Genomic DNA, 2,822 nt, shown 5'->3' with positions numbered 1-2,822 from the left:
CATTTTCGCGGGAGCCATCTTTGTTGATGATCACCCCCTGGCCGTCTTCCAGTCCGTTTACAAACGGTCCCATGTATGTATAATCATCGTATTTCATCACTCCTTTACCCTCGGGCTTGCCGTCTTTAAATTCACCGGTGTACACACACCAGCCATAATTAAAGGTGCCGGTGCCGGCTATACAGTTACCCGATGTACATTGCGCACACAAACGGGTAGCAGACATCATCAGGATTATTGCAATTACAGTTTTCATTTATTTGATATTACCAGCAAGTTGTTTGGCTTTTTGGTCATCAGCATCGGCCATAGCCGTGTTTCCCTTATCCCTGTAAAAGGTCGCACGCAGCATATACAATAAATAGTAATCGGGATTAACGGCAATACCCTTAGTTGCTGTTTTTACGGCGTCCTCATATTTATCCAGGTTATATTGCGCTTCTGCAAGGCATACATATCCATCGGGCGCTTTATCATCCAGGGCCATCGCTTTTTGGGCGTCGGCTAATGCTTCGGCGTTTTTGTTTAAATACAAGTAAAGCCTGCATCTGATCCAGAAATACTCTTTGGCATTGGGTATCAATTCAATTGCTTTATTGATAAATGGCAATGCTTTACTGTACTCTTTGGCATTTAGATAAGTGCCTGCCACCTGGTAATAAGGCACCGCGTAACCGGGCGCAATGGCAATGGCCGCATTAAAATCTGCCAGGGCCATTTCAGGTTGTTTTAGCGCGGCATAAACCTCGCCACGGAATTCCAAGAACGATGCATTTTTTGGATCAAACGCAAGGGATTTATTGCAATCACCTAAGGCAGCATTAAAATCGCCGGAATGGAAGTAAACAAGGCTCCTATCGTAATAAGCCTGCGCGTTATCATCCCTTAATGAGATATATTTATCCAGATCCTTTAATGCCTGAGGGTAACGGCCTATATCGTCCAGATCTTTCCCTCTCCCAAGGTAGGCATCCGGAAAATCGGGATTTGCGGCGATACTCTGGCTAAAAAAGGCCAGCGCCTGCTGCCTGTCGCCCAAAACATTATAGGCAGAACCTTTTACAAACAGCATCATAAAATCAGGCTGGTGCGTTTTCAAATAATCATCCACCATTGTCAGAGCTTCCTGCGCTTTATTGATCCGGATGGCGGCCTTTGCCTTTACCACCATAAAATTTGGCGCGCCGCCTGTAATTTTAAAGCCTTTGTCGGCAACCACATAGGCATCCTGATAATTGGCGTTCATCAGGTACAAATTGCCGAGCGCGTTCATACTGTAAAGGCTTTGCGGGTTTTCGACCAATGCTTTTTTAAAGGCGGTAATTGCTTCATCCATTTTCCCTTGTTTGTAAAGATCGGTGCCGGCCTGTTCCGATGGGCTGATATTGGGCTGGCTGAAAGCAACGCCGGCAGCAAGCAGTAAAAGCAGTGATACGATTAGCTTTTTCATTAATATAATTTCTTTAAATAATCACAGTAATAGGTTTGATAAATCATAGTTGATACCGGTGATATATACAATTTCATGTAAGTGTAGGATGAGGTTTTTGTGCGGACTATCCTGACACCATATTTTTTTCCGGCATCATCCATACACGAAAGCTGAACAACCTTATCGTATTGGCCATCTGCAAATTCGTCGCCGATGGTCCATATCTTCAGTTTTAATGCTACCTGGGTATCAACGGATATAGTGAATACAGAATCCTTTGCGTTTACCTGGATCATCCCGGAAACATGCTGTTCCGGGCCATCCTTATCCCCATTAAACTCCAGGGATTTTTGGGTTTGCATATAGGACGTAAAGTGAATGGGCTTAAAAGTTTTTTGTGCAAAAGCTGTAAAAAGCATTCCGATGAGCACAATAGTGGTAAATATCTTTTTCATGGTTAGGTTAGCTATAGGGTCAATCGGTGTATGGTTCCTGGAGGTAGTCGCAGTCATAAACTACCGGATCTGCACCGTCGGTGTTTACCTGTACGTTCATTATTTTGGTGCCATTGGGCTGTTGCTGCCGTGCTATCATTATGGTGTACGATCTGCTATCGCTGCCGTTACAAAGAAAACTCAACCATGTTGTCAGGGACTTATCATCAGATAATGCGTTTTGTTCGGGCGCCATCATTTCAATCTTAAATTTTTTTGCCGGGTCTTCGCCGATAACAATGGTGGAATCTTTCATATTGACCTTAATATCCCCGGAAGTTGCGTTCTTATTTGCCCCGGTAATAATCATGGTGTAATGGATAGGTTTAAATGTTTTTTGTGCAAAAGCCGTAATAAGCAGCCCGCTTAAAATCAGGGTTGTGATTATCTTTTTCATGTTGTTTAGTTTATAAATAAGTTCTCTTCCAACGTGCAGTAGTACCCTTTTCCTGTGCCATTGGGGTACGTGATATTAATCACCATTTCGTTATCCGACCTGTAAGCATACTCGCGTCGGATGGTAGCGGTGCAATTTGTGCCGGCAGCGTCGGTACAAGTAATGATGAGTTTTTTGTTACCGTATTGATCGGTAGTTTCGTCGCCAACCTTTTTTATGGTATAATTTTTATCCTCGTCGCCATCGGCGGCTATTTTTAGAGAGTTATCGTTTACGCTAATGGTAATGCTGCCGTTTTTGGGGCCGGGCAGTGTATTTACTAACTCCCTTGTCATCAGGTTGTCCCGCAAGATGGCCGAATTGACTCTATGGAAATAAAACTGTTTAAACGCCCTGGCTGATTGCTGTCCGGGAGTTTGCGCGAACAATTTGGCGGCGCAAAATAGCAGCAACACCACCAGCAACCATATTAAAACTACTTTTTTCATATTATTTGTTG

At 43.6% G+C, this 2,822-nt stretch carries 4 protein-coding genes and 1 pseudogene; all 5 read right to left on the bottom strand.

The window, feature by feature from the left end; translation table 11 throughout:
* Positions 1–256 (bottom strand): annotated as a pseudogene (locus QZY09_RS04390) (hypothetical protein); the annotation flags it as partial.
* Positions 257–1,450 carry a tetratricopeptide repeat protein gene (locus QZY09_RS04385; protein ID WP_295668631.1) on the bottom strand — a complete coding sequence of 398 codons (1,194 nt, stop codon included), beginning with the start codon at positions 1,448–1,450 and terminating at the stop codon, positions 257–259. It abuts the pseudogene before it with no gap.
* Entirely contained in the window at positions 1,450–1,887 is a 438-nt protein-coding gene (locus QZY09_RS04380; protein WP_295668628.1) for a hypothetical protein, read from the bottom strand. Before QZY09_RS04380 ends, QZY09_RS04385 begins: the two co-directional genes overlap by 1 nt.
* Positions 1,888–1,906: 19 nt before the next feature.
* Complete coding sequence (locus tag QZY09_RS04375; RefSeq protein WP_295668625.1) at positions 1,907–2,323, bottom strand: hypothetical protein; 417 nt, start codon at positions 2,321–2,323, stop codon at positions 1,907–1,909.
* Between the two features lie 5 nt (positions 2,324–2,328).
* The coding region (locus QZY09_RS04370) for a hypothetical protein (protein WP_295668622.1) at positions 2,329–2,822 on the bottom strand (494 nt) is incomplete at its 5' end.

The organism is uncultured Mucilaginibacter sp., assembly GCF_903913935.1.
Taxonomy (GTDB): Bacteria; Bacteroidota; Bacteroidia; order Sphingobacteriales; family Sphingobacteriaceae; genus Mucilaginibacter.
Note: the sequence above shows the minus strand (reverse complement) of the source record. Positions and strands in the feature narration are given on the sequence as shown.